This is a genomic window from Streptomyces sp. NPDC018964, assembly GCF_044390325.1.
GTDB lineage: Bacteria > Actinomycetota > Actinomycetes > Streptomycetales > Streptomycetaceae > Streptomyces.
Genome location: NZ_JBIRYZ010000031.1, coordinates 65043 through 85114, shown reverse-complemented (window position 1 = coordinate 85114; position 20072 = coordinate 65043). Strand labels below are relative to the sequence as shown.

The window sequence follows — 20072 nt, the reverse complement described above, 5'->3', positions numbered from 1 at the left end:
CGGCTCCGCCGGGCGGGCACGGCCGGCCGCGACCGGCCCGCGGGTCACGCACCACCGTCCCCGCACGGGGCCCGCGCACACAACCCCCGGAGGGCATGGCAGTCTTGACGCATGGCCCCGCAGATCAGCCCCAGCATCCTGTCCGCCGACTTCGCCCGCCTCGCCGACGAGGCGAAGGCGGTGGAAGGAGCCGACTGGCTCCACGTCGACGTCATGGACAACCATTTCGTCCCGAACCTCACGCTCGGCGTGCCGGTCGTGGAGTCGCTCGCCCGTGCGACGGACACCCCGCTGGACTGCCATCTGATGATCGAGGCCCCCGACCGGTGGGCGCCCCAGTACGTGGAGGCGGGGGCCGGTTCGGTCACCTTCCACGTCGAGGCGGCCACCGCGCCCGTGCGGCTCGCCCGGGAGATCCGCGCCAAGGGCGCCCGCGCCTCCATGGCGCTGAGGCCGGCGACCCCCGTCGAGCCGTACGAGGACCTGCTCCCCGAACTCGACATGCTGCTGATCATGACGGTCGAGCCGGGCTTCGGGGGCCAGGCCTTCCTCGACATCATGCTTCCGAAGATTCGCCGCACCCGCGAGTTGATCAACAAGCACGGCCTCGAGATGTGGCTCCAGGTCGACGGCGGGGTCTCGGCGTCCACCATCGAGCGGTGCGCCGACGCCGGCGCCGACGTCTTCGTCGCGGGTTCCGCCGTGTACGGGGCGGCGGACCCGGCCGAGGCGGTACGCGCGCTGCGCGACCAGGCCGAGGCCGCGACGGCCGGGGCGTCGTGGGCATGCGGCCACTGAGCGTCAGGAACATGAACGGCGCCCGGCAGGGCTGATCGACCGCGCCGGATCTGCAAGGATGAACGGCGAATCCAGAGTGTGAACAGCAGTGAGGAGATCGCCGTGTCGGGTATGTCGGCGGGCCGGTCAGCCATGCGGATGGGACCCGCTGAGCTGGTGCAGGCGGCGGCCATGGCCCGCCGCTTCTACCTCGAGGGCAAATCCAAGATCCAGATCGCCGAGGAGTTCGGCGTCAGCCGCTTCAAGGTGGCCCGGGTCCTGGAGACCGCCCTCGAACGGGATCTCGTACGGATCGAGATCCGCGTGCCGGCCGAGCTGGACGCCGAGCGCTCCGACGCGCTCCGCGCCCGGTACGGCCTGAGGCACGCCGTCGTGGTCGAGTCCCCGGCCGAGGCCGCGGAGACACCCGACCCCGAGAACCTGGGAGAGGTGGCCGCCGACCTGCTCGGCGAGCTGGTCAACGAGGGGGACGTGCTGGGCCTGGCCTGGGGCCGGTCCACCATCCACATGGCGGCGGCCCTGGACCGGCTGCCGCCCTGTACGGTCGTGCAGCTCACGGGCGTCTACGACGCCGGGACCGCCGAGCGCGGCTCGGTGGAGGCCGTGCGGCGCGCCGCGCAGGTGTCGGGCGGCGACGCCCACCCCATCTACGCGCCGATGCTGCTGCCGGACGCGGCCACCGCCCAGGCGCTGCGCCACCAGACCGGGATCGCGCGGGCCTTCGAGTACTTCGACAAGGTCACCGTCGCCTGCGTCTCCATCGGCTCCTGGGAGCCGGGCATCTCCACGGTGCACGACATGCTCAGCGACGAGGAGCGGGCGCACTACGCCTCCCTCGGGGTCGCCGCGGAGATGTCCGCGCACCTCTTCGACGCGGAGGGGCGCCGGGTCGGCCGGGACCTGGGGGAGCGGTGCATCACGGTCAAGACCGACCAACTGCGCCGGGTTCCCGAGGTCGTCGCGATCGCGGGCGGTCAGCGCAAGGGGCCCGCGATCGACGCCGTACTGCGCTCCGGTCTCGTCACCAGCCTGGTGACGGACACGTCGGCCGCGGACTACCTGATGACGGCGGGGACCACCCCGCGATCCGCCCTCAACCGCGCGGACCCGGACGGCCCCTGACGGCGGGTGAGGCGGGGGCGGGCCCGGCGGCACCGGCCGCACGGTGCCGCGCGACAGGCCCTGCTCCCGCCGGCTGCCCGATCGCCCTGCCGTCCGCCCGTTCGTCCGCCGGCGACGGGCGGGCCGGCGCCCGCGTGGACCGGCGGCACGGGCACCGTCCGGGCGGCCCGCCCGCCCGCCGAGGCGTGCCGCACCCGGGAGCCCGTCGTCGCGGGCGGCCTCGTCCCGTACGACCGGGACGGCGCCGTCCCCGGCGGCTCCGAGGGCCCGCGGCCCCGGCACGGACGCCGACCGGTCCGGCCGCGACCGGGGCGCTCCCGCCGGCTCCCTCTCCGATCACACCGTCCGGCCCGAGGGAGCCGTGGAGCGGGCGCCGACCGTCGTGCGCGGCGGCGCGTCGCGCGGAGCGGACGACCGCCCGGGACGTGCGCGCCGGGACGGCCGGCCGGACGCCGTCCCCCGTCGTGGCCCCGGATCTCGGAGGATCCTCCGAGCAGGGCTCTGACCAGCCTGGACGATCCGCCCGGAGATGGCGTTCCGGTCGACATGGGACAATGAAGTACGTGCTCTTCCCCCTGGCTGACCTGTCCGGGGGCCACCTCTGATCGACTGGGATGTGCAGCACGTGCGTTTCCTCAACGACATCCAGCCCGCGTACGACCTGACGTACGACGACGTCTTCATGGTGCCGAGCCGCTCCGCGGTCGGCTCGCGGCAGGCCGTGGACCTCAGCTCCCCGGACGGCACCGGCACCACCATCCCGCTGGTCGTCGCCAACATGACCGCCATCGCCGGCCGCCGCATGGCCGAGACCGTGGCCCGGCGCGGTGGACTCGTCGTCATCCCGCAGGACATCCCGATCGAGGTCGTCACCGAGGTCGTCTCCTGGGTCAAGGGCCGCCACCTCGTCCTGGACACCCCGATCGTGCTGGCCCCGCACCAGACCGTCGCCGACGCGCTCGCCCTGCTGCCCAAGCGCGCGCACAACGCCGGTGTCGTCGTCGACGGGGACCACAAGCCGGTCGGCGTGGTCACCGACACCGACCTGTCCGGCGTGGACCGCTTCACCCAGCTCGAAGAGGTCATGTCCAAGGACCTGATCCTCATCGACGCGGACACGGACCCGCGCGAGGCCTTCAACACCCTCGACACCGCCAACCGCCGCTACGCCCCCGCCGTCGACGAGGACGGCCGTCTGGCGGGCATCCTGACCCGCAAGGGCGCCCTGCGCGCCACCCTGTACACCCCGGCCACCGACGCGCGGGGCAGGCTCCGCATAGCCGCCGCCGTCGGCATCAACGGCGACGTGGCCGGCAAGGCCCGGCAGCTGCTGGACGCAGGCGTCGACACGCTCGTCATCGACACCGCGCACGGGCACCAGGAGTCGATGATCGGCGCGCTGAAGCTGGTGCGTGACCTCGACCCGCGGGTGCCGATCGTCGCCGGCAACGTCGTCGCCGCCGCGGGCGTCCGCGACCTGATCGAGGCCGGCGCCGACATCGTCAAGGTCGGCGTGGGCCCCGGCGCCATGTGCACCACCCGCATGATGACCGGCGTCGGCCGGCCGCAATTCTCCGCCGTCCTGGAGTGCGCCGCCGAGGCGAGGAAGTACGGCAAGCACGTGTGGGCCGACGGCGGTGTCCGCCACCCGCGCGACGTGGCGATGGCGCTCGCCGCCGGCGCGTCCAACGTGATGATCGGCTCCTGGTTCGCCGGGACCCACGAGTCCCCGGGCGACCTCCAGCACGACGCGGACGGCCGCCCCTACAAGGAGTCCTTCGGCATGGCCTCCGCGCGTGCCGTGCGCAACCGCACCTCCGAGGAGTCGGCGTACGACCGCGCCCGCAAGGCGTTGTTCGAGGAGGGCATCTCCACCTCCCGCATGTTCCTCGACCCCACCCGGCCCGGCGTCGAGGACCTGATCGACTCGATCATCGCGGGCGTCCGCTCCTCCTGCACCTACGCCGGGGCCGGATCGCTCGAGGAGTTCGCCGAGAAGGCCGTCGTCGGCGTCCAGAGCGCCGCCGGCTACGCCGAGGGCAAGCCGCTGCACGCCAGCTGGAACTGACGGGCCCTCACCCGCGCCCGGCCCCCGCCCGAGGACCGGCGGGGGCCGGTGCGCAACGGTCGAAAGCCCCCGCGCAACGAACACCCGCCTCCCCGCCGGCAACGCAATGATCTTGCGGGAGTGCGCAAGGTTGCTGCATTTCAGGAGCAACGGAGAACCTCGTAGGGTTACGCGCTGTACGTGTGTGGCGGGGACCCCGCTCGACGGGTCCCGGCTGTCGCGGGACGCCGTCGGTCCCCTGCCTCGGAAGCCCGGCAGCGACAAAGGAGTCAGCGCGTGCTCGACCAAGGCGCACCCCCGCACAACGGCCGCCCCGCCACCCCGCCGCCCCCGGGCCCCGTCGCGCGCCTGATGCGCCGCAAGCCCGTGGAACACCTGGTCGCGGAGGGTGGCCAGGGCGAGGGCGGCTCCCTGCGGCGGTCCCTCGGGCTGTGGCAGCTGACCATGATCAGCATCGGTGCCACCCTCGGCACCGGCATCTTCGTCGTCCTCGGCGAGGCCGTCCCCAAGGCCGGCCCGGCCGTCACGCTCTCCTTCGTCATCGCCGGTCTGACGGCCCTCTTCTCCGCCCTCTCCTACGCCGAGCTGGCGGGCACCATCCCGGTCTCCGGCTCCTCCTACTCGTATGCGTACGCAACGATGGGCGAGCTGGTCGCCTGGGTCTGCGGCTGGTGCCTGATGCTGGAGTACGGGGTCTCGGTCGCCGCCGTCGCCGTCGGCTGGGGCGAGTACCTCAACGAACTCCTCGACGGCACCATCGGCGTCACCATCCCGGACGCGCTCTCCGCCCCGCCCGGCGACGGCGGCGTCTTCAACCTGCCCGCGCTGATCGTCGTCCTGCTCGCCATGGCGTTCCTGATGGGCGGCGCCCGCGAGTCCGCCCGCGCCAACACGATCATGGTCCTCGTGAAGATCGGCGCGCTGGTGCTGTTCTGCGCCATCGGCGTCCAGGGCTTCCGCTCCGGCAACTACGAGAACTTCATGCCGCTCGGCATGGCCGGCGTCAGCGCCGCCGGGGCGACGCTCTTCTTCTCGTACATCGGCTTCGACGCCGCCTCCACCGCCGGTGAGGAGGCGAAGGACGCCCAGCGCGACCTGCCCCGCGCGATCCTGCTGTCGCTCGCCGTCATCACCGCGCTGTACGTCCTGGTCGCCGCCGTCGCCGTGGGCGCCAAGCCCTGGCAGCGGTTCACCGACTCCGAGGCCACGCTCGCCCAGATCATGCGCGAGGTCACCGGCCAGAGCTTCTGGGGCACCCTGCTGGCGTTCTGCGCCGTCATCGCCATCGCCAGCGTCGTCCTGACCGTGCTCTACGGCCAGACCCGCATCCTGTTCGCCATGGCCCGGGACGGACTGGTGCCCAAGGTGTTCGGCAAGGTCAGCCCGAGGACCGGCACGCCCCGTGCCAACACCCTGATCGTCTCCCTCTTCTGCGGTGTACTGGCCGCCGCCATCCCGCTCGGCCAGCTCGCCGACGCCACCAGCATCGGCACCCTGTTCGCCTTCGCGCTGGTCAACGTCGCCGTCGTGGTGCTGCGCCGGACGCGTCCGGAGATGCCCCGCACCTTCCGCGTGCCGCTGTCCCCGCTCATGCCGGCCCTCGGCTTCGCGTTCTGCCTGTGGATGATGGGCAGCCTGTCCACGATCACCTGGGTGGTCTTCGGTGTCTGGATGGCCGCCGGGCTCGTGTTCTACTTCCTGTACGGCCACCGCCGCTCCCGGCTCGCCGCCCCCGCCGCACCAGAAGCGAAGTGAACCACCCGCAGTGCTGAACGATCTCGACGAACGCATCGTGCACGCCCTCGCCGAGGACGCCCGCCGCTCCTACGCGGACATCGGCCAGCTCGTCGGCCTGTCCGCCCCCGCCGTGAAACGGCGGGTGGACCGGCTGCGCGCCACCAGGGCCATCACCGGGTTCACCGTACGGGTCGACCCGGCCGCCCTCGGCTGGCAGACGGAGGGGTTCGTCGAGATCTACTGCCGCAGCAACACCTCCCCGGAGACCATCCGGCGGGGACTGGAGCGCTACCAGGAGGTCGTGGCCGCCTCCACCGTCACCGGTGACGCGGACGCGGTCGCCCAGGTCTTCGCCTCCGACATGCGCCACTTCGAACGGGTCCTGGAACGCATCGCGGGCGAGCCGTTCGTCGAGCGGACGAAGTCCGTGCTGGTGCTCTCCCCGCTGCTGCGCCGGTTCTCGTCGGGATCGCCCGCGTAGGGAGGCCCGTTCCGGCGTACGCTGACTCCATGCGGAGTCATGATGATTCCGGACATATGCGGACCGTCTCCCCGGCCGATCCGGGCTTCCCCGTGTTCGTCGACTCCACCGGCAGGCGCGCGCGGACGCTCCGGCGCACCGGATACGGCGTGGCCGGGCTGGCGGCCGCGTACCTGATGGTGCTGGTACTGAGCCTCATGGGGGCGACCCCGTTCGCCCCGGGCGTCCTGCTGCCGCCCCTTCCCGGAGAGGCCACGGCCCCCTCGGCGCCGGACCGGGAAGGGGAACCGGACGACGGACCCCGGCCGCCCGGCGGTGTGCTCGACCCGGGGCGGAGCGACTTCGGTGACGCCGGTACGGCGGTGGGCCCGGGCTCCCCGCCGGTTCCCCTGCTCACGCCGCCCGGCGGTCCGCTCCTCACCCCCGCGGTCCCGCTCGTTCCCGGTGGACCGGTGCCCCCGGTCCCGGCCGAACCGGATTCCCCCGCGACCGGCGTTCCGCCGGCACCGCAGGAGCCCGACGCACCCGCCCCCGACGCACCCGCCCCCGACGACCCGTCCGCACCCGGTCCCGGCACCGGAAGCGAACCCGCCCCCGAGCCGCCCCCGGACGGTCCGCCCCCTGGGACGGACGAGCCGCCCGCCCCGGAGCCCCCGCCGGACACGCCCCCGCCCACCCCGCCCCCCGGTCCGTCCGAGCCGCCGCAGGCACCGTCCGACGCCCCCGGCGGTGACGCGCCCGTGGCCGGGACCCCCTGATGCGCCGTAGGCCGGTCCGTCCCCCGCCGGCGACACCCGGGCCGCGACGGACCCGGGCGCCCCTGCCGTCCCGGCACCGCTTCCGCATCGTCGTCCCACTCGTCCTGCTGGCCTTCGTCGTCTCGGTGCTCCTGGTCGAGGGCTACACCACCCGGGGCTTCTCCGGGGACCAGGAGGGACGCGCCGGGAAACCGGCCACCGGCGTCCCCCGGGAGGTCACCGGCGGCGGCCCGGTCGTCGACACCGCCCAGGACCCCCCGCGCACCTACCGGGCACCCGACAGAACGGTGGTCCTGACCTTCGACGACGGCCCGGACCCCGCCTGGACACCCCGGATCCGGGCCGTCCTCGACCGCCACGGCGCGCCCGGCACCTTCTTCGTCACCGGCCGGCAGGCCGTGCGCCACCCCGGAATCCTGCGGGACCTGATCCGCTCCGGTCACGAGATCGGGGTGCACACCTTCTCCCACCGGGACCTGGCCACCCTGTCCGCGGCCGAGACCGACCGCGAGCTGGCGCTGACCCAGCTCGCCCTCGCCGGAGCCGGGGGCGTCAACAGCTCGCTCCTGCGGATGCCGTACTCCTCGACCACCACCGCACTGGACGGACCGGCCTGGTCCGTCGCCCGGCGCCTGGGCGAGAAGGGCTACGTGCTGGCGTTCGTCGACCAGGACACCAGGGACTGGCGACGGCCGGGCGCGCGGGCGATCGCCGACGCGGCCACACCGCACGTGCCGGGCCGGGGAGCGGTCGTCCTCCTGCACGACTCGGGCGGGGACCGGTCGCAGACCGTCCGGGCGCTGGACATCCTCATCCCCCGGCTCCAGGCCCAGGGCTACCGCTTCACCACGATCGCCGGCCTCGTCGGCACCGACGGTCTCACCAGCCCCGTCGACACGGGAACCCGGTGGAAGGGCCGGGCGTTCGTGGCCGCCGTGGCCGTGTCGGACACGGCGGTGTCGGCCGTGGGCGTGCTGCTGCTGGTCGTCGGGGCGCTCGTCCTCGCACGGTGCGCGCTGATGCTGGTCCTCGCCCACCACCACGTCCACCGGCGCCCGCCCCCCCGGCGCAGGCCGGCCCGTCACCCGGCCCGTCAGTGTCGTCGTCCCCGCGTACAACGAGAGGCTGTGCATCGCCAAGACGCTCCGCTCGCTCGCCGCGAGCGATCACCCCGTGGAGATCATCGTCGTGGACGACGGTTCCGACGACGGCACCGCCGACGTCGCCGAGTCGCTCGGCCTCCCGGGGATCACGGTGCTCCGCCGGCCGAACGGCGGCAAGGCGTCGGCCCTCGACGCCGGCGTCCGGCGGGCCTCCCACGACCTCGTCGTCATGCTCGACGCCGACACGGTCTTCGCCCCCTCGACCGTCCACCGCCTCGTCCAGCCGTTCGCCGACCCGGCCGTCGGCGCCACCGCCGGCAACGCCAAGGTGGGCAACCGCCGGGGCCTGCTGGGCCGTTGGCAGCACATCGAGTACGTGATGGGCTTCAACCTGGACCGCCGCAGCTACGACCTGCTGCGCTGCATGCCGACCGTCCCCGGCGCCGTCGGGGCCTTTCGCGTCACGGCCCTGCGGGACGCCGGGATGATGAGCGGCGACACCCTCGCCGAGGACACCGACATCACCATGGCCCTGCACCGGGCCGGGTGGGAGGTCCGCTACACCGAGGACGCGCTCGCCTGGACCGAGGCGCCGGCCACCCTGCGGCAACTGTGGCGCCAGCGCTACCGCTGGAGCTACGGCACCCTGCAGGCCGCGTGGAAGCACCGCCGCGCGTTGGTCGAGCGCGGCCACGCGGGACACTTCGGCCGCCTCGGGCTGCCCCTGCTGGCCGTCTTCCAGATCCTCACCCCGCTCCTCGCCCCGCTGATCGACCTGCTGACCGTCTATGGCCTGGTCTTCGGGAACCCGCTCCGCACGATGCTGGCGTGGGCCGGTGTGCTGGCCGTGCAGACCCTCTGCGCGGCCTACGCCTTCCGCCTCGACGGCGAGAGCCTCCGGCCGCTGTGGACGCTCCCGCTGCAGCAGATCGTCTACCGCCAGCTCATGTACCTGGTGCTCGTCCAGGCCTGCCTCACCGCGGTCAACGGGTACCGGCTGCCCTGGCAACGCCTCAAGCGCAGCGGCGACGTCGTGCTGCCGCCCCGGTTCCCCGTCCGGGAACGGTGAGCTCCGACCGCGGAAACACCGGGCGGGACCCCGCACGGCCGGTCTAGCATGAGGGTCATGACCTGGCGACATTGATCCACCGGCCGCGCCTCCCGAGGACCGCCTCGGCCGCCGTACGTCCTCGACGTCCGGTGTCCGAACCGCCCCTACGGGAAGGCCTCATGACTCTCACGCCCACGCGTGCCTCCGACGTCCGCGTGCGACGGCTGACGACCACGCTGTACGGCTACGCGTTCCTCGAAGACTTCGTCCTGCTCTACCCGGTGTACGCGCTGCTGTTCAGCGACACCGGCCTGTCCGTCGGGCAGATCTCCTCCCTGTTCGCCCTCTGGTCGGTGACCGGTGTGCTGCTGGAGGTCCCCTCCGGTGTCTGGGCCGACGCCGTCTCGCGCCGGCTGCTGCTGTGGCTCGGCCCGCTGCTCACCGCCACCGGCTTCGCCCTGTGGGTGCTCGTCCCGTCGTACGGCGCCTTCGCCCTCGGCTTCGTGCTGTGGGGCGCCGGCGGGGCGCTCGGCTCCGGTGCGCTGGAGGCGCTGGTCTACGACGAACTGGAACGGCTCGACGCGGCCGGCCGCTACGCCCGGATCATGGGCCGGGCCCGTGCGGCCGGGCTGGTCGCGGTGATGGCGGCGATGGGACTCGCCGGCCCCGTGCTCACCTGGGGCGGCCACACCGCCGTCGGGGCCGCCAGCGTGCTGGTGTGCCTGCTGGCGGCGGCCACGGCGCTCCGGTTCCCCGAGCGCCGCTCGCCGAAGACCGGGCAGGAGAACTGGACGGCGACCCTGCGCGCCGGGCTCGCCGGGGCCCGCGCCGACCGGTCCGTACGCGGGGCGCTGCTGCTCGTCCCGGCCGTCGGCGCGGTATGGGGCGCCCTCGACGAGTACACGCCCCTGCTGGTGCGGGAGACCGGGGCCGCCGACGGGACCGTCCCCTACCTGCTCCTGCTGATCTGGGCCGGCGCCACCGCCGGGAGCCTGCTGGCCGGTGAGGGCGAGCGGCTCGGCACGGCCGGGCTCGCCGCGCTGCTGGCCGGCTCCGGTCTCGCCCTGGCCGCCGGCGCGGCCGACGGCACCCCCTGGGGGCTGGGTCTCGTCGCCCTCGCCTTCGGCGGCTTCCAGGCGGCGACGGTACTGGCCGACGCCCGTCTCCAGCGGCGCATCGAGGACACCGGCCGGGCCACCCTCACCTCGGTGGCGGGCCTGGGCACGGAACTGGCGACGGTGGCGGTCTACGGCGGTTACGCGCTGATCGCCTCGGGCAGCGCCCACAGCACCGCTTTCGCGGTGTTCGCGCTGCCGTACCTGGCGACGGCGGCCCTGCTGCTCACCGGGGCCGCCAGGACACGCCGTACGTGAGAACCCGCCGTAGCGCCCGCGGGGAGTGGACACGCCGGCCACTGCGGGCGGCCACCCCCGTCCCCTCCCTGCCGCTCCCGCGGGCAGTCGTGCCTCCCCCAGTGCCTCAAGGGCCTGGGAGGTGCCCCCAGGGCGGCACGGGTGGGCGGTGGGGGTACCTCCCGCTCGAGCGGAGCCGAGAGTGGGGGAGGCACCCCGCAAGCGCCGGGCCGCGCAACCCCACCCCCGGCCCACACCAACGTGGAGCACCCCGTAGCACGCCGGGCCGCACCGACGCCGGGGCACCCCACACGGCGCCGCCCTCCGAACCCACCGCGGAAGCGCCGCGCGCCGCGCAACGAATCGCCGCCCGCCCTACCTCACGCGCAACAAACCCCTCACCGACGCGCAACGGCTCCGCCTTGTCCCCCCGAGCCGCCCGCCCGTACCGTCTATCCGACCCCCCGAAACCCCCGCGTACCGGTGAGGAACACGCATGCGCACCGCCCTGCTCCAGAGCTCCGGCCGCCCCGGATCCGTCGTCGAGAACCTCAAGGTCCTCGACGAGGCGGCCGCCCGCGCCGCCGCCGCGGGCGCCGGGCTGCTCGTCACCTCGGAGCTGTTCCTCACGGGGTACGCGATCGGCGACGACCTCGGCCGGCTCGCCGAGCCCGCCGACGGCGACGCGGCCGACGCGATCGCGGAGACCGCCACCCGGCACGGCCTCGCGGTCGCCTACAGCTACCCCGAGCGGGACGGCGAGCGCGTCTTCAACTCCGTACAGCTGATCTCCGCCGCCGGCACCCGCCTCGCGAACTACCGCAAGACCCACCTCTACGGCTGCTTCGAGCGGGACCACTTCACCCCGGGAGAGCGAGCCGTCGTGCAGGCCGAGATCGACGGCCTCACCGTCGGCCTGATGATCTGCTACGACGTCGAGTTCCCGGAGAACGTGCGCTCCCACGCGCTGGCCGGCACCGACCTCCTCCTGGTGCCCACGGCACAGCTGCACCCGTTCCAGTTCGTCGCCGAGTCCGTCGTACCGGTGCGGGCGTTCGAGAACCAGATGTACATCGCGTACGTCAACCGGGTCGGCCAGGAGGGCGAGTTCGAGTTCGTGGGCCTGTCCACGCTCGCGGCCCCCGACGGAGTCGCCCGCACCCGGGCCGGCCGCACCGAGGAACTCGTCGTCGCCGACGCCGACCCCGTCCTCCTCGCCGCGTCCCGTGAGAACAACCCGTACCTGGCCGACCGCCGCCCCGGCCTCTACGGGTCCCTCGTCTGAACCCCCGCTCCCGCCCCACCCCCGCTTCACCCGTGCAAGGAGTCCGTACCCCATGACGTCCACCGTGCCCAACGCGATCGAGCACGCCGACGAGCAGCAGCCGCCGATCACCATGTTCGGCCCGGACTTCCCGTACGCGTACGACGACTTCCTCGCCCACCCGGCGGGCCTCGGACAGATACCGGCGACCGAACACGGCACCGAGGTCGCGGTGATCGGCGGCGGCCTGTCCGGCATCGTCGCCGCGTACGAGCTGATGAAGATGGGCCTCAAGCCGGTCGTGTACGAGGCCGACCGGATCGGCGGCCGGCTGCGCACCGTCGGCTTCGACGGGTGCGACGACTCCCTGACCGCCGAGATGGGCGCGATGCGCTTCCCGCCGTCCTCCACGGCGCTCCAGCACTACATCGACCTGGTGGGTCTCCGGACCCGTCCCTTCCCCAATCCCCTCGCCGAGGCGACGCCGTCCACCGTCGTCGACCTCAAGGGCGAGTCGCACTACGCCGAAACCCTCGACGACCTGCCCCAGGTCTACCGGGACGTCGCCGACGCCTGGGGCAAGTGCCTCGAAGAGGGCGCCGACTTCTCCGACATGAACCGCGCCCTGCGCGAGCGCGACGTCCCGCGCATCCGGGAGATCTGGGCGAAGCTGGTCGAGAAGCTCGACAACCAGACCTTCTACGGCTTCCTCTGCGACTCCGAGGCCTTCAAGTCCTTCCGCCACCGCGAGATCTTCGGCCAGGTCGGCTTCGGCACCGGCGGCTGGGACACCGACTTCCCCAACTCCATCCTGGAGATCCTCCGCGTCGTCTACACCGAGGCCGACGACCACCACCGCGGCATCGTCGGCGGCTCCCAGCAGCTGCCCCTGCGTCTGTGGGAGCGCGAGCCGGAGAAGATCGTCCACTGGCCGTACGGCACCTCGCTGAAGTCCCTGCACCAGGACGGCGAGCCCCGCCCGGCGGTCACCCGGCTCAACCGCACCGCGGGCAACCGGATCACGGTGACGGACGCCGACGGGGACATCCGCACCTACCGGGCGGCGATCTTCACCGCCCAGTCCTGGATGCTGCTGTCCAAGATCGCCTGCGACGACTCGCTCTTCCCGATCGACCACTGGACCGCCATCGAGCGCACCCACTACATGGAGAGCTCCAAGCTCTTCGTGCCCGTGGACCGGCCGTTCTGGCTGGACAAGGACGAGGAGACCGGCCGGGACGTCATGTCGATGACGCTCACCGACCGCATGACGCGCGGCACGTACCTCCTCGACGACGGCCCCGACAAGCCCGCCGTCATCTGCCTCTCCTACACCTGGTGCGACGACAGCCTGAAGTGGCTGCCGCTGTCCGCGAACGAGCGGATGGAGGTCATGCTGAAGTCGCTCGGCGAGATCTACCCGAAGGTCGACATCCGGAAGCACATCATCGGCAACCCGGTGACCGTCTCCTGGGAGAACGAGCCCTACTTCATGGGCGCGTTCAAGGCCAACCTGCCCGGCCACTATCGCTACCAGCGCCGCCTGTTCACCCACTTCATGCAGGAGGCGCTGCCCGAGGACAAGCGGGGCATCTTCCTCGCCGGCGACGACATCTCCTGGACGGCCGGCTGGGCGGAGGGCGCCGTCCAGACCGCGCTGAACGCGGTCTGGGGCGTCATGCACCACTTCGGCGGCGAGACCGACCCGACCAACCCGGGCCCCGGCGATCTCTACGACGAGATCGCCCCGGTCGAACTCCCCGAGGACTGAGCCCGCCTCCCCGCCGCCGGATCAGTCCGGCAGCGGGGTGAGCAGCATGCGGCCGGCGAAGCCCACCGCCGTGTCCAGGCGTTCGGTGAACTCCCCGGCGACGTCCGGCAGTCCGCGCAGCGCCCACAGGGCGCGGGCCGCCGTCCAGGCCGCCTCCCGGGCGCGTTCCAGGCTCCACGCGCCCAGCAGATGGGTCAGCGGGTCGGCGATCCGCAGCAGCTCGGGGCCCGGGGTCAGCTCCTCGCGGATCCGGTCCTCCAACGACAGGAGGATGTCGCCCACGTGGTCGAACTCGTCCTCCAGGTCCACGGGTTCGCAGGCGAGCGTACGACAGGTGTCCACGACGGCGAGCGCGAGATCGTGGCCGATGTGCGCGTTGACGCCCGCGAGCGCGAACTGCAGCGGGCGTACTCCGGGATGCCGGCGGAACTGGAACAGCGGGCGCCAGCAGGCCGGTGGCCGCAGCTCCCGGGCCACCGCGTCCACCGCCGCCAGATAGCGCTCCGCGAACCGCACGTCCAGCGTGATCGCCGCCCGCGCGTCCGGGAACCGGCCCGCGTCGATCCGCCGGTCCACGGCCTCCGTGACGGTGAGGTAGACGCGGTTGAACACCGCGACCCCGTCCCGCGCGGGCAGGGCCGCGTCGAGCGCGCGCATACGGGAGATGACCCCGTCCACAGATGTGAGGACTTGTTCGCGTTGCGGCATGAGCGCAGAGTCGCACCTTTAGGGTGGAACCAGTGGCGGCGGGCCCGACGCTTCCCCGGAACGGGGGAACGCGCCCGTCGTGGGGGAGGGGGAGCAGTACTGTGTCAGGCCCGCGTACCCAGCGCCTGTCCGCGCGGAGGGCCGAGCGCCGGCGTGCCGCCCGGCGCGGCGCGATGGTCGCGGCGGCCTCCGTGGTGGTCGCGGTCGGCACCGCCGCCGGGATGATGTCGGCGGTCGGCGACGGACGCCGCGCGGACGAGGCCCGCCCCGTGGTGACCTCGTCACCACGGCTGGAATCGCTGCCCACCGTGCCGTCGCCGTCGCCCTCCCCGACGGTCTTCCCGTCGGCGTCGAAGTCCCCTTCCCCCACGGCGGGTCCGCAGGAGGGGACGAGTCCGAGGGCGTCCGCGTCCGAGGCCGAGAGGAAGCGGTGGACCGCCCCCGTGTCCACCCGCCTCTACCGTCACCCCGACTCCCAGGTCCTGGACTGGCTGCGGACCAACCCCGACGACCCGCGCCGCGCGGTCATCGAGTCCCGGATAGCCGACCAGCCGGCGGCCGTGTGGTTCGCGGACCACTCCCCGGAGTTGATCACCTCCCGGGTGCGTGCCGTGACGTCGGGCGGCGCGGCGCGGGGCCGGACGCCGGTCCTCGTGCCGTACGCGATCCCCGACCGCGACTGCGGCGGGCACTCCGAGGGCGGGGCGCCCGATCTGGCCGCCTACGACGCCTGGATCGACCGGTTCGCCGCCGGACTGGGCGACGGCGAGGTCATCGTGATCCTGGAGCCCGACGCGATCGCCCAGTCCGAGTGCCTCCCCGCCGGGCGGCGCGCCGACCGCTTCGCCTCGCTGGCCCGGGCCGGCCGGGTGCTGAAGGACGCCAACCCCCGGGCGCGGGTCTACTTCGACGCCGGGCACTCCGGCTGGCACGCGCCCGCCGAGCAGGCCGCCCTGCTGCGGCAGGCCGGGGCCGCCTCGGCCGCCTCCTCCGACGGCGTCTTCAGCAACGTCTCCAACTTCCACTCCACCGCCGACGAGGTCGCCTACGACCGTGCCGTGCTCGACGCCCTCGACGGCCCGCCGGGCCTCGGCGCGGTGATCGACACCAGCCGCAACGGCAACGGCGCCCCGGCGGACGGCGCATGGTGCGACCCGGCCGGCCGCAAGCTCGGCCGGACCCCGACGCTGAGCACCGGGGAGGCCGGAATCGACGCCTACCTGTGGGTGAAGCTGCCGGGGGAGTCCGACGGCTGCAAGGGGGCGCCGGGCACCTTCACCCCGTCGTACGCCTACGACTTGGCGCGCTGATCGCCTTCGGCGCCGTCGGTGTCGTAGGAGGACGTGCCCTCGTCGAGCAGCGGCTCCTGCGTCTTGAGGTGGGCGGGCGCGAAGGCGCGCAGCGCGTGGTAGCCGGTGATGACGACCAGCGTGCCGAGCGCGATGCCGCTGAGCGAGAAGGTGTCGGTGAACTCCATCGAGACGTTGCCGACGCCGATGATGATGCCCGCCGCGGCCGGCACCAGGTTCAGCGGATTGCGCAGGTCCACCTTGGCGTTGGTCCAGATCTGCGCGCCGAGCAGGCCGATCATGCCGTACAGGATGACGGTGATCCCGCCGAGGACCCCACCCGGGACGGCCGCCACGACCGCGCCGAACTTCGGGCACACGCCGAACAGCAGGGCGAAGCCGGCGGCGGCCCAGTACGCGGCCGTGGAGTAGACGCGGGTCGCGGCCATCACGCCGATGTTCTCGGAGTAGGTGGTGTTGGGCGGGCCGCCGACCGCGGTGGACAGCATGGAGCCGACACCGTCGGCGGAGATGGCCGTGCCGAGCTTGTCGTCGAGGTTGTCCCCGGTCATCTCGCCGACCGCCTTGACGTGCCCGGCGTTCTCGGCGATGAGCGCGATGACCACCGGCAGGGCGACCAGGACCGCCGACCACTCGAAGGACGGGCCGTGCAGGGTCGGCAGGCCGATCCAGTCGGCCTGGCCCACGCCGGACAGGTCCAGGCGCCAGTGGTCGGTGACCTTGCCGCTCGCGTCCGCCGAGTGGATCTTCCCGAAGACCCGGTCGAGCGCCCAGGACAGGGCGTACCCGAAGACCAGTCCGAGGAAGATCGCGACGCGGGACCAGAAGCCGCGCAGGCAGACCACGGCGAGCCCGGTGAACAGCATCACGGACAGGGCGGTCCACTGGTCCTGCGGCCAGTAGGTGGAGGCGGTCACCGGTGCCAGGTTGAAGCCGATGAGCATCACCACCGCGCCGGTGACGACCGGCGGCATCGCGGCGTGGATGATCCGCGCCCCGAACCGCCGCACCGCGAGACCCACCAGGAACAGCGCGCCCCCCACCACGAACACGGCGCCGGTGACGGTGGCGCTGGAGCCGCCGTCGGCCCGGATGACCGCGGCGACGCCGACGAAGGAGAGCGAGCAGCCGAGGTAACTCGGCACCCGGCCGCGGGTGGCGAGCAGGAAGACGACGGTCGCGACACCCGACATCATGATCGCCAGGTTGGGGTCCAGACCCATGAGCACCGGGGCGACGAAGGACGCCCCGAACATCGCCACGACGTGCTGGGCACCCAGACCCGCCGTGCGGGGCCAGGAGAGCCGTTCGTCGGGGCGGACCACCGCGCCGGGGGCCGGGGTGCGTCCGTCGCCGTGCAGTTTCCACCGGACGCCGAGATCCATGGGCTGTCGCTTTCGTCGTACGTGCAGGGTGTCCGGACCATTGTGCGGGCTGGGCAGCGGTGGTTCGTACAGGTGGGCGGGCACGGCCGACCCGGCTGAGCGTCTGCTTAGGATGAGGACGCGCCGCTGTTCGATGTAAGCGGCACTCGTCCCGTACGTCCCAGGAGTCCCGCCCGTGACCGCCGAAGCCCCGCTCGCCCCCGCCCTGTCGCACGGCCGGCTGATCCCCGTGACCGTCCACTTCGACGACCTCGACGCGCTGGGGCTGCTGCACAACGCCCGCTACCCACTGCTCGTCGAGCGGGCGTGGACCGAGCTGTGGCAGGAGAAGGGCGTCCGCTTCGACGGGGACTGGGCGGCGGCCGGCGACGCCTGCAACGCGGTCCGGGAGCTGCGCATCGGCTACGAGGCCCCGGTGACCCGCGCCGGTACGTACGCGGTCCACCTGTGGCTGGAGCGGCTCGGCAGGACCGGACTGACGTACGGCTTCCGCTTCTGCTCGCAGGACGGGGAGGTGACCTACGCGCGGGGCAGCCGGGTGCTGGTGCGGCTGGACGCCACGACCCTGCGCCCGGCGCCCTGGAGCGAGACGTTCAGGGACGGGGCTCGGGAACTGCTGCTTCCGGACGCGTGACTTTCGTACGGTCTCCCGCGCGCAGCACGCCCGCGAAGCCCGCGATGCCGCACGACAACACCGTCACCAGGACGAACGACACCATCAGGCTGGTCGCCTGGGCCAGCAGGCCGATCGCGCTCGGGGCGATCAGGCCCGAGGTGTAGGTGATGGTCGCGACGCCCGCGATGGCCAGGCTCGGGTTGGAGCCGCTGCGGCCGGCGGCGGCGAAGCACAGCGGCACGACCACCGCGATGCCGAGCCCCATCAGCGCGAACCCGCCCATCGCCACCGCGGGGTGCCCGGCGAACACGATCAGCAGTCCGCCCAGCAGGGCGACGGCGCCGCTCGCGCGGACCGTGCGCACGGCGCCGTAGCGGTCCACCACGTGGTCCCCGGCGATCCGGGCGATCGCCATGGTGAGCGTGAAACCGGTGGTGCAGGCGGCCGCGAGACCGGCCGAGGTCTCCAGCTGGTCGCGCAGGTAGACCGCCGACCAGTCCAGGCTCGCGCCCTCCGCGAACACCGCGCAGAAGCCGATCGCGCCGATGAGCAGCGCGGAGCGGGGCGGCAGGGCGAACCGCGGCGGCGGCTCCTCGTCCTCGGCGGGCTGCAGGTCGAGCACCCAGGTGCAGGCGGTCACGCCCGCCACCGTCAAGACGGCGGCCGCGAGCGCGTGGTGCAGCCGGGCGTCCGTGCCCAGGTGGGCGGCGAGCGTGCCGGCCGCCGAGCCGACCAGGGCGCCGGCGCTCCACATGCCGTGCAGCCCCGACATGATCGACTTGTCGAGCCGGTTCTCCACCTCCACGCCCAGCGCGTTCATCGCCACGTCGGACATGCCGGCCGTGGCGCCGTAGACGAACAGGGCCAGGCAGAGGGTGAGCAGGTTCGGGGCGATCGACGGCAGGATCAGCGCGAGCGTCCACAGCGCGATCAGGCCGCGCAGCGCCGTGCGGGCGCCGAAGCGGTGGCTGACGCTTCCCGCGAGCGGCATCGCGAGGGACGCCCCGAGCGCGGGGAAGGCGAGCGCGAGGCCCAACTGCCCGGCGCTCACCCCGGCGTGGTCCTGGATCCAGGGGACGCGGGTGGCGAACGAGCCGGTGACGGCGCCGTGCACGGCGAACACGGCGGCCACGGCGTACCGCGCCCGCCTCACGTCGCGCTGTCGATGGACCACTGCGCTCATCGTCCCGCCCCTCCCGGCCGTCGGTTTCCGTCTGCGCCGCCGTAAACTATCAGGAACCCTGCCTGAAAGATATGGGGCATCCGGGGACGGAGCATGCGCCGGCCGGCCCCGCCGATCTGGAAGGATCCCGGCATGGCCGCATCCCCGAGCACCGCCAGAGCCATCAACGACCGGCTCGCCCTGCGTCTGCTCCAGCAGGAAGGCCCGCTGACCGCAGGGCAGTTGAAGCAGCTGACCGGACTGTCCCGGCCGACCGTCGCCGACCTCGTCGAGCGGCTCACCGCCGCCGGGCTCATCGCGGTGGCCGGCGAGGCGGGGGAGCAGCGGCGCGGCCCCAACGCCAAGCTCTACGGCATCGTCGCGGACCGGGCGCACCTGGCCGCGCTGGACGTCCGCACCGAGGGCGTCACCGTGGTCGTCTCCGACCTCGTCGGCGAGGTGCTGGCCGAGGCCGCCCTGCCCATCACCGGGGCGGCGGGCACCGGACCGGCGGTCGAACAGGCGGTCGCACTGGTCGAGCGGACGGCGAAGGAGGCGGGCGCCGACCGGCTGCACACCGTCGGGATCGGCGCCCCCGGGCTGATCGACCCCGCGAGCGGCGAACTGCGCGACTCCACGGGCCTGCCCGAGTGGCACCGGCACCTGGTCGCCGTACTCCAGGAACGGTTCCCCGAGGCCCGGGTCAGCGTGGAGAACGAGACCAACCTCGCCGCGCTGGCCGAGCAGCGCGACGGCGCGGCCCGCGACCGGGACACCTTCGTCCTGCTGTGGCTGGGCCACGGCACCGGCGCCGCCGTGATCCTCGACGGCACCCTGCGCAGGGGCGCCTCCGGCGGCACGGGCGAGATCGGCTTCCTCCCGGTCCCGGGCACCCGCGGTCTGCCCTCGGCCACCGACTGCGCGGGCGGCTACCACTCCCTGGTGGGGGCGGCGGCGGTCGCGGAGTTGGCGGAGGAGTACGGCGTCGTGGCGGAGCCGGGCATCGAGCCGCCGGCGGCGGGCGCGGTACGGACGGCCGTCGCGTCGGCCGGGCCCGCCTCCCCGTCCGGGCCCGCCTCCCCGGAGGCACGCTTCCTCGACACCCTGGCCGACCGGATCGCGGTGGGCGTCGCCTCGGTGGTCGCGCTGCTCGACCCCGGCCACGTGGTCCTGGGCGGCGAGATCGGCCAGGCCGGTGGCGAGGCGCTCGCCGCGCGGGTGCGGGACCGCCTGGCCGCCCTCTCCCCCCTGCCCGCCGACGTACGGCCCAGCACCCTGGGCGGCGGCGCGGTGCTCCGCGGAGCCCTCCTGACGGCCCGCGACCGGGCCCAGGACGAACTGTTCGGCACGCCCGGGCACTAGCCTCCGCTCACCGGCGCGGGACGC

15 protein-coding genes and 1 pseudogene are annotated in these 20072 nt (G+C 73.5%); 13 read left to right on the top strand and 3 right to left on the bottom strand.

Features of this window, described 5'->3' with window-relative positions; translation table 11 throughout:
• The first annotated feature begins 111 nt into the window (after positions 1-111).
• The 10 genes and pseudogenes from rpe to ACH5AO_RS33690 all read left to right on the top strand — a co-directional run bounded on the left by rpe (position 112) and on the right by ACH5AO_RS33690 (position 13505).
• On the top strand, positions 112-798 hold the full coding sequence (rpe, locus tag ACH5AO_RS33735) for a ribulose-phosphate 3-epimerase (protein WP_398931403.1): 687 nt from the start codon (positions 112-114) through the stop codon (positions 796-798).
• A gap of 78 nt (positions 799-876) precedes the next feature.
• Complete coding sequence (locus tag ACH5AO_RS33730) at positions 877-1920, top strand: sugar-binding transcriptional regulator (RefSeq protein ID WP_217129967.1); 1044 nt, start codon at positions 877-879, stop codon at positions 1918-1920.
• A 625-nt stretch (positions 1921-2545) separates the two neighbouring features.
• On the top strand, positions 2546-3988 hold the full coding sequence (locus ACH5AO_RS33725) for a GuaB1 family IMP dehydrogenase-related protein (protein WP_398931420.1): 1443 nt from the start codon (positions 2546-2548) through the stop codon (positions 3986-3988).
• A 276-nt stretch (positions 3989-4264) separates the two neighbouring features.
• Complete coding sequence (locus ACH5AO_RS33720; RefSeq protein WP_398931401.1) at positions 4265-5743, top strand: amino acid permease; 1479 nt, start codon at positions 4265-4267, stop codon at positions 5741-5743.
• A 10-nt stretch (positions 5744-5753) separates the two neighbouring features.
• Positions 5754-6206 carry an Lrp/AsnC family transcriptional regulator gene (locus ACH5AO_RS33715; protein ID WP_398931399.1) on the top strand — a complete coding sequence of 151 codons (453 nt, stop codon included), beginning with the start codon at positions 5754-5756 and terminating at the stop codon, positions 6204-6206.
• Positions 6207-6235: 29 nt separating this feature from the next.
• Positions 6236-6964 (top strand): hypothetical protein, encoded by a 729-nt coding sequence (locus tag ACH5AO_RS33710; protein WP_398931397.1) that lies wholly within the window; start codon positions 6236-6238, stop codon positions 6962-6964.
• Positions 6964-9136: pseudogene (locus ACH5AO_RS33705) on the top strand (bifunctional polysaccharide deacetylase/glycosyltransferase family 2 protein). Before ACH5AO_RS33710 ends, ACH5AO_RS33705 begins: the two are co-directional and overlap by 1 nt.
• Before the next feature lie 161 nt (positions 9137-9297).
• Positions 9298-10491, top strand: coding sequence for an MFS transporter (locus ACH5AO_RS33700; protein WP_398931395.1), 1194 nt, complete (start codon positions 9298-9300; stop codon positions 10489-10491).
• Positions 10492-10966: 475 nt separating this feature from the next.
• Entirely contained in the window at positions 10967-11755 is a 789-nt protein-coding gene (locus tag ACH5AO_RS33695; protein WP_398931393.1) for a carbon-nitrogen hydrolase family protein, read from the top strand.
• 52 nt (positions 11756-11807) lie between these two features.
• Complete coding sequence (locus tag ACH5AO_RS33690; protein WP_398931391.1) at positions 11808-13505, top strand: flavin monoamine oxidase family protein; 1698 nt, start codon at positions 11808-11810, stop codon at positions 13503-13505.
• A gap of 21 nt (positions 13506-13526) precedes the next feature.
• Here the strand turns inward: ACH5AO_RS33690 and ACH5AO_RS33685 are convergent, their stop codons facing one another.
• Positions 13527-14213: a DUF5995 family protein gene (locus tag ACH5AO_RS33685; RefSeq protein WP_398931389.1), complete on the bottom strand. Its 687-nt coding sequence runs from the start codon at positions 14211-14213 to the stop codon at positions 13527-13529.
• 173 nt (positions 14214-14386) lie between these two features.
• Between ACH5AO_RS33685 and ACH5AO_RS33680 the strand changes: the two genes are divergently transcribed.
• Positions 14387-15523, top strand: coding sequence for a glycoside hydrolase family 6 protein (locus tag ACH5AO_RS33680; protein ID WP_398931418.1), 1137 nt, complete (start codon positions 14387-14389; stop codon positions 15521-15523).
• Here the strand turns inward: ACH5AO_RS33680 and ACH5AO_RS33675 are convergent.
• Positions 15505-16908, bottom strand: a complete 1404-nt coding sequence (locus ACH5AO_RS33675; protein WP_398931387.1) for a uracil-xanthine permease family protein — start codon at positions 16906-16908, stop codon at positions 15505-15507. The two genes, ACH5AO_RS33680 and ACH5AO_RS33675, sit on opposite strands and share 19 nt — an antisense overlap.
• A 175-nt stretch (positions 16909-17083) precedes the next feature.
• On the opposite strand from ACH5AO_RS33675, the gene ACH5AO_RS33670 reads away from it, so the two are divergent.
• The gene (locus ACH5AO_RS33670) at positions 17084-17542 is read left to right on the top strand and encodes an acyl-CoA thioesterase (protein ID WP_398931385.1); all 459 of its coding nucleotides are present in this window, start codon (positions 17084-17086) and stop codon (positions 17540-17542) included.
• On the opposite strand, the gene ACH5AO_RS33665 is transcribed toward ACH5AO_RS33670, so the two are convergent.
• Positions 17502-18707: an MFS transporter gene (locus ACH5AO_RS33665; protein WP_398931383.1), complete on the bottom strand. Its 1206-nt coding sequence runs from the start codon at positions 18705-18707 to the stop codon at positions 17502-17504. The genes ACH5AO_RS33670 and ACH5AO_RS33665 overlap by 41 nt on opposite strands.
• Before the next feature lie 132 nt (positions 18708-18839).
• On the opposite strand from ACH5AO_RS33665, the gene ACH5AO_RS33660 reads away from it, so the two are divergent.
• Complete coding sequence (locus tag ACH5AO_RS33660) at positions 18840-20048, top strand: ROK family transcriptional regulator (RefSeq protein WP_398931381.1); 1209 nt, start codon at positions 18840-18842, stop codon at positions 20046-20048.
• The last annotated feature ends 24 nt before the right edge of the window (positions 20049-20072 follow it).

Bases quoted from the DNA above. Each gene is read 5' to 3' on its own strand.
- rpe (WP_398931403.1), top strand. From the start codon at position 112: ATGGCCCCGCAGATCAGCCCCAGCATCCTGTCCGCCGACTTCGCCCGC.
- ACH5AO_RS33710 (WP_398931397.1), top strand. From the start codon at position 6,236: ATGCGGAGTCATGATGATTCCGGACATATGCGGACCGTCTCCCCGGCC.
- ACH5AO_RS33700 (WP_398931395.1), top strand. From the start codon at position 9,298: ATGACTCTCACGCCCACGCGTGCCTCCGACGTCCGCGTGCGACGGCTG.
- ACH5AO_RS33695 (WP_398931393.1), top strand. From the start codon at position 10,967: ATGCGCACCGCCCTGCTCCAGAGCTCCGGCCGCCCCGGATCCGTCGTC.
- ACH5AO_RS33690 (WP_398931391.1), top strand. From the start codon at position 11,808: ATGACGTCCACCGTGCCCAACGCGATCGAGCACGCCGACGAGCAGCAG.
- ACH5AO_RS33685 (WP_398931389.1), bottom strand. From the start codon at position 14,213: ATGCCGCAACGCGAACAAGTCCTCACATCTGTGGACGGGGTCATCTCC.
- ACH5AO_RS33680 (WP_398931418.1), top strand. From the start codon at position 14,387: ATGGTCGCGGCGGCCTCCGTGGTGGTCGCGGTCGGCACCGCCGCCGGG.
- ACH5AO_RS33675 (WP_398931387.1), bottom strand. From the start codon at position 16,908: ATGGATCTCGGCGTCCGGTGGAAACTGCACGGCGACGGACGCACCCCG.
- ACH5AO_RS33665 (WP_398931383.1), bottom strand. From the start codon at position 18,707: ATGAGCGCAGTGGTCCATCGACAGCGCGACGTGAGGCGGGCGCGGTAC.
- ACH5AO_RS33660 (WP_398931381.1), top strand. From the start codon at position 18,840: ATGGCCGCATCCCCGAGCACCGCCAGAGCCATCAACGACCGGCTCGCC.